Below are 5678 nucleotides of genomic sequence, written 5' to 3'. Positions count from 1 at the left end.
CCAGGAGGCCGCCGCCGACCTCGCGCACGCCCAGGCCCCGGAGCAGCAGGCCGCCGCCGTCGGGCAGCTCGCCGCCGCCCGGCACTCCGCCCAGCAGGCCGCCGGCTCCTTCCGCCGCCGCTGACCACCCCGCAGACCGCCGGGCCGCGGCTCTTCCCCCTTTGCCGCGGCTCGGCCCACCGTCCGGGAGCACCTGTGACCACCCGTCCCATCCTCACCCCGCGCCTGCGGACCGTCCTCGTAGCGGTCGGCGGCGGCGCGGTCGTCATCGCGGCGATCGGCTTCGCCGGGTCGTACACCGCCGTCCGCGCCCTCGCCGACGAGCAGGGCTTCGGCCGCTTCGCCGCCGTCTTCCCGATCGGCATCGACGCCGGCATCGGCGTCCTGCTGGCGCTCGACCTGGTCCTCACCGCGCTGCGCATCCCCTACCCCCTGCTGCGCCCCACCGCGTGGCTGCTCACTGCGGCCACCGTCGCGTTCAACGGCGCGGCGGCGTGGCCCGACCCGCTCGGGGTCGGCATGCACGCCGTGATCCCGATGCTGTTCGTCGTCGTCGTGGAGGCGGCACGGCACGCGGTGGGCCGGATCGCGGACATCACGGCCGACAAGCACATGGAGGGCGTGCGGCTCACGCGCTGGCTGCTGTCCCCCGTACCGACGTTCATGCTGTGGCGCCGGATGAAGCTGTGGGAGCTTCGTTCGTACGAGCAGGTCATCACCCTGGAGCAGGACCGGCTGATCTACCGGTCGCGTCTCCAGGCCCGGTTCGGGCGCGGGTGGAAACGCAAGGCGCCGATCGAGTCGCTGATGCCGCTGCGCCTCGCACGGACCGGTGTCCCGCTCGCCTCCACCGCGGCCGCCGGCCTCGCCGCCGCCGGGATCAAGCTGCCCGCCCTACCCGCCGAGGCGCCCGCCCTGCCCGCAGTGCCCGTACGGCCGCCCGCCCCGCCGAACCTCGTCCCACCCGGGGCCACCCTGCTGCCGGTCATGTGCCCGCCGCGCCCCACCTCCCCTACCCCGGCCCTACCCGACCCCCTACTCCCGCCGCCCGGGACCGGGCTGCTCCTCGACTTCGGCCCCGTGCCCGAGGCCCACCCCGACGTCCGGACCCGGATCCCGGCCCTGGCCTTCGCCGCCGGGCAGCCCCGGTCCCAGGTCCACGCCCGGCTGCCCGACCCGGCCGAGGAGCCGGTCGAACCCGACTGCACCGAGCCGCCCGATCCCGCCCCGACGGGTACGTCCGGCGTCCTCGACGCCGCCCGCCAGGTCAACGCCGACCGCCTACGCACCCACGGCCGCCCCGCCTCGATCGAGGTCCTCAAGGCCTCGCTCCACGTCGGACAGAAGCGCGCCCGGGAGATCCGCGACCTGCTCGCCTCCGAGGTGACCTCATGACGACGATCCCCGGCCCCGACGAGAACAGGGTCCGCCACCTGCTGCGCCGCATCGTGGAGCCCCCCGCCCCGGCCGAGCAGCCCCGGCGCCCGATCACCCCTACCCGCGTGATCCCCGCCGGGCAGCCCCTGCCCCACCCCCGGGCAGCCCACGAGGAACGCCCTACCCGCCCTACCCCACCCGGACCGCCCCCGCCCCCTACCCGCACCACGCCGCCGGCCCCGCCCGCCGACCCGCCGCCGGGCGGACTGTGGCACGGACCCCAGCCGTACGGGCCGATCGAGGTCCGCGTCACCCTCGTCCCGGGCGTACCCGACCCCGAGCCCACCCGCCGTGAGCGGCTGTGGGCGTGGCTGCGCACGTACGCCACCCCGCTCCAGGCGATCAGCGGCATGGTCGCCGCCCTCGCCCCGGTCCTGCCCGGCGGCTACTCCTGCGCCGCTACCTGGGCCGAGACCGTCCACGAGGCCCGCGGCATCGGCATCCCCGCCAGCTACACCCTCGCCACCGGCGCCCTCGCCCTGACGTTCTTCGCGCTGGTCCGCAAGCGGGACACCCGCCGCGAGGGCCGCGGCTCCAGCGGGGTCCACGTCTGGGCCGTCACCTGCACTTTCGTCGGCACGCTGAGCGCCGTCAGCCCCTGGGACATCGTCACCCTCATCACCGGAGTACACCCGTGAACGTCGCACTCTCCCTCGGTGGCGTCATCGTCGCCCTCGCCCTCCTCTGGGCCAACCTGCGCCCCTGGTGGAAGGGCAACCGCGACCCCAGGGCGCTGGTCCCCTACGCCGCCGGGGCGAGCATCGGGTCCCTGTCGACCATCTGCGTGGGCGGCGCGCTCGGGTGGGGCGCGGCCGGGATCGCCGGACTCATCTCCAGCGGCGCCGACAAGGGCATCCGGGCGCTCACCGGCACCGGGCCCGCCCCTGTCGCGACCGCGTCCCTCGGCACGCTCACCGAGTACGGGGGAGCGGTCACCGTCCTCCTCCTCATCACCGTCGGGATGATGGTCAAGACCGGCAGCAAGGACGACCGGCGCCGCATCGCCGGCGGCTTCGCGACCTTCGCCGTCCTCGGACTCCTCCCCGGCGTCGTCGCCCTCCTGGACTGGTGGCCCGAGACCATCAACACGGCCGGGCAGCAGCTCCAGGCGTTCGTCGAGGCCCGCGGGGGACTGCGATGAACGCCAACACCAAGCGGCTCGCCCGCTGGGCCGCGCGCAACCAGGCCGCCGACAAGGCCGCCCGGCGCCTGATGACCGGCTCCGCCACCCTGGCCTCGCGCCTCAGGGACCGTACGGTCGCGTGGATCCGGGCCGGCCGCCGTGACGACCTCACCGGCATCCCCGCCGCCCTCGGCTGCTGGCTCCGCCTCGCCCTCGTCCTCGCAGGCCTCTACCTCGCCTGGCGCCTCATCCGCGCCCGCCCCGCCCTCCTGTGGCTGCTGGTCCCGCTGTGGCTGTGGATCTCCACCCGCACGCCCAGCGCCAAGGAGCACCCCGACGGCGACGACGACCAGGAGGACGAGGAGCAGCCCGACCCCCCGATCCCGGACCCTGCCGACACCCTCACCCGCGACGACGTCGGCGCCCTCCTCCACCACCTCTACCAGGAGGGCAGCGGCGTGCACCTCGCCACCCTCGCCGAGGCCCTCCCCAGGCGCCCCCGCGGGGCCTCCTGGGCCACCCGCGACGTGCGCGCCCTCCTCACCCGCACGGGGGTCCGCGTACGGCCCGGCGTACGGGTGCCCCCGGCGGGTGGCCGCGAGGGCGTGCACCGGGAGGACTTCCCACCCCTCCCCCCGACCGAGGCCGACCCTCCTGTTGTTGCCGATGTTGCCGCAGGTCAGAGCAACAACAACAACACCAACAACGCGCCGCACCCGGACCCGGAGATTTTCCAGGACCCCATGAGCCCCCACCGCTGGAACGTCCGCTACCACCACCGCCACGACGCACGGAAGACGGCCTCATGACGCTCCGCCAGCTCCTCGCCACCGACCGGGTGTACTGCGCCCGCTGCGGGTGGTGGTACCCGCCCCACACCCACTGATGAGCCCGACTGCGGGTTGCCCGATCCGCCCGTCTCGTACGGTCGGTGAGGGGAGCCGGAACAGCCGGCCCGTACGAGGAGAACTCATGGGCGACTACGACGAGATGACCGCCGCCGACGTGATGAGCGGCGAGGAGATGCGCGAGTACGACAAGGCTGGCGCAGCGCTGCTCGACGCGCAGGACGAAGAACGCTGGGCGGCCGAGGCGGCGGCCGAGGCGAACGACCGGGACGAAGACACGGACGATGACGAGCCGTTCGAGGGGCTCGGCGACGGCGAGGACCGCTGACCTGCCAGCGGGCGCCCCAGTCCACCTGATCACCCCACCACAGACGGGACGACGAACAGCATGCAGATCATCACCACCGGCACAGCCACCCGCGAGGGCACCGCCCTCGACAACGCCGACGCGGCCCGCGTGTACGTCCTCGCGGACGGCACCGTCGGCGCGGCCGTGATCGACGGCATCGGCCACTACCGCCACACCTCGACCGTGGCCCCGCTCCTGGCGGAGGTGGCCGCGCGGTTCTCCGCCCGGCGCGGCCCGCTCGCCGGTCTCCTCAGCGCCTCGGAGCTGATCGCCGACCGGGGCGCCGACGGCGAGGAAGCCGACGCGGTCGCCGTCGCCGTCCGGGCCTACCCCGACGACGACGTGGTCACCGTCACCTGGACCGGCGACGCACGGGCCTACGGGTGGGACGGTACGCGCCTGGAGCTGTACACCGACGACCACACGGTCGGCAAGCAGTTACGTGCGAACGGCGTCTCGCTGGAGATCGCCCGGGCCCACGACAACTGGCTCCGCACCAGCCTGGCCCGGGCGTCGATCGGCACCGTCTACACCGCCGGGATCCGCGACCGCCTCATCATCCTGAGCAGCGATGGCGTGCACGACCAGGTCCCGGCGGACACCCTGACCGATCTCGTGCGCGAGCACGCCGAAGACCCGCAGGCCCTTGCCGACGCGCTCGTCGCCGCCGCTGTGGCTGACGCGGAGGGGTACCGCGACGACGCCACAGCGGTTGCTATCCGTATGTCCGTAGGGGAAGGAACGGCATGAGCGAGCAGCTCCACTTCGTCATGACGATTCAGTGGACCCAGACGCCACCTCCTACGTCCGGTGGGACAACGGCTGGTAAGCGGATGATCACCATCCCTGGACCGAGTCTCTACACCGCGACCAACACGGGGATCGTAGACCCGGCCAAGGGCACAACCCGCGAGAGGATTTTTCTCGACGTGGTCGCTGCGACCCGGAAGAAGGCGGGTCTGGCCGATGACGTGGTCATCTCAGTGATCTTCTGGTCGCTGGACTCCAACAGGGTCAACTGACCGAACGACAGAGCACGTACGGGCCGGGCTGACAGCTTCCTGAGGTCCCGGAACCACCCCTTCAACCATGCACAGCGAGAGGGAACAGAATGAACGCGAACGCGGACGTCAAGGTGTTGCTGCTGGTCGGCGACCAGGCGGAGATCGTTGCCGACCACCCGGAGGCGGGCGCCCCGGTCCGGTACGCGGCGGCGGAGATCGCCGAGGCGGTCGGCCTGGCGGTCAGCGACCTGCCCGGCCGCCGGCTGGCCGCGACCGTTGGCGCCGACGACCGGCTGTCCGGCTGGCAGCTGCGCTGACCGTACGTCACGGGCCCCGGATCCGACGTGATCCGGGGCCTTTCCCACTCCTTCAAGTGTTGTAATTCAACACACGAGCTGCCATACTTGAGACACAAGGGCGGGGCCGCGAACCCCGCCCACCACCCAACCGAAAGGCGAACATCATGTCGGACCACCAGGACCGGATGAAGGAGAAGGTCGCCAGGGGGCTCTCCTCCACCTACGTCCAGCTCGTCGCCGTCTGCGCCGCCCTCCCCCTCCCGATCGCCCTGCCGATGGACGCGACCGTCTCCACCGTCGAGGTGGCCCCTGCGGTCCGTCGGGCGGTGGAGCTCGTCAGCGAGCAGCCGCTTTCCGGGGAGCAGCAGGCGGAGATGGCCATGGCGCTCACCATGTGGCTGGCCGCGCTCGACCTGCACCGGGTGAACGTGGCCGAGTACGAGGAGACCCGCACCATCGCGACGCTCGCCATCCTGGTGAGTGCCGTGGGCGCGATCCACGACGTCATCACCTGGCAGCAGGGCGGCGGTAGCTGACCACCCACCCACCGCGCCCCCCCGGCATCCAGCCGGGGGGCGCACCCGTCTCCCCACCCCACTGGTGTTGCAATTCAACACG

At 73.0% G+C, this 5678-nt stretch carries 9 protein-coding genes; all 9 read left to right on the top strand.

Features of this window, described 5'->3' with window-relative positions; all coding sequences use genetic code 11:
- Positions 1 to 195 precede the first annotated feature (195 nt).
- The 9 genes from GT042_RS38955 (at position 196) to GT042_RS11520 (ending at position 5596) form a co-directional block, all read left to right on the top strand.
- Positions 196 to 1395, top strand: a complete 1200-nt coding sequence (locus GT042_RS38955; RefSeq protein ID WP_345943745.1) for a DUF2637 domain-containing protein — start codon at positions 196 to 198, stop codon at positions 1393 to 1395.
- Positions 1392 to 2075: a hypothetical protein gene (locus GT042_RS11555; protein ID WP_161308625.1), complete on the top strand. Its 684-nt coding sequence runs from the start codon at positions 1392 to 1394 to the stop codon at positions 2073 to 2075. Before GT042_RS38955 ends, GT042_RS11555 begins: the two co-directional genes overlap by 4 nt.
- Entirely contained in the window at positions 2072 to 2578 is a 507-nt protein-coding gene (locus tag GT042_RS11550) for a hypothetical protein (protein ID WP_161308624.1), read from the top strand. Before GT042_RS11555 ends, GT042_RS11550 begins: the two co-directional genes overlap by 4 nt.
- Positions 2575 to 3369, top strand: a complete 795-nt coding sequence (locus tag GT042_RS11545; RefSeq protein ID WP_161308623.1) for a hypothetical protein — start codon at positions 2575 to 2577, stop codon at positions 3367 to 3369. Before GT042_RS11550 ends, GT042_RS11545 begins: the two co-directional genes overlap by 4 nt.
- A 163-nt stretch (positions 3370 to 3532) precedes the next feature.
- Positions 3533 to 3736 carry a hypothetical protein gene (locus GT042_RS11540; protein WP_161308622.1) on the top strand — a complete coding sequence of 68 codons (204 nt, stop codon included), beginning with the start codon at positions 3533 to 3535 and terminating at the stop codon, positions 3734 to 3736.
- A 60-nt stretch (positions 3737 to 3796) separates the two neighbouring features.
- Positions 3797 to 4507 (top strand): hypothetical protein, encoded by a 711-nt coding sequence (locus GT042_RS11535; protein WP_202532648.1) that lies wholly within the window; start codon positions 3797 to 3799, stop codon positions 4505 to 4507.
- On the top strand, positions 4504 to 4779 hold the full coding sequence (locus GT042_RS11530) for a hypothetical protein (protein ID WP_161308621.1): 276 nt from the start codon (positions 4504 to 4506) through the stop codon (positions 4777 to 4779). Before GT042_RS11535 ends, GT042_RS11530 begins: the two co-directional genes overlap by 4 nt.
- Positions 4780 to 4868: 89 nt before the next feature.
- A complete protein-coding gene (locus GT042_RS11525; RefSeq protein ID WP_161308620.1) occupies positions 4869 to 5078 on the top strand; it encodes a hypothetical protein in 210 nt (69 codons plus the stop codon).
- Positions 5079 to 5224: 146 nt separating this feature from the next.
- The gene (locus GT042_RS11520) at positions 5225 to 5596 is read left to right on the top strand and encodes a hypothetical protein (protein WP_161308619.1); all 372 of its coding nucleotides are present in this window, start codon (positions 5225 to 5227) and stop codon (positions 5594 to 5596) included.
- Positions 5597 to 5678 lie beyond the last annotated feature (82 nt).

Origin of the sequence: Streptomyces sp. SID3212 (assembly GCF_009865405.1) — a bacterium.
Taxonomy (GTDB): domain Bacteria; phylum Actinomycetota; class Actinomycetes; order Streptomycetales; family Streptomycetaceae; genus Streptomyces.
Note: the sequence above shows the minus strand (reverse complement) of the source record. Positions and strands in the feature narration are given on the sequence as shown.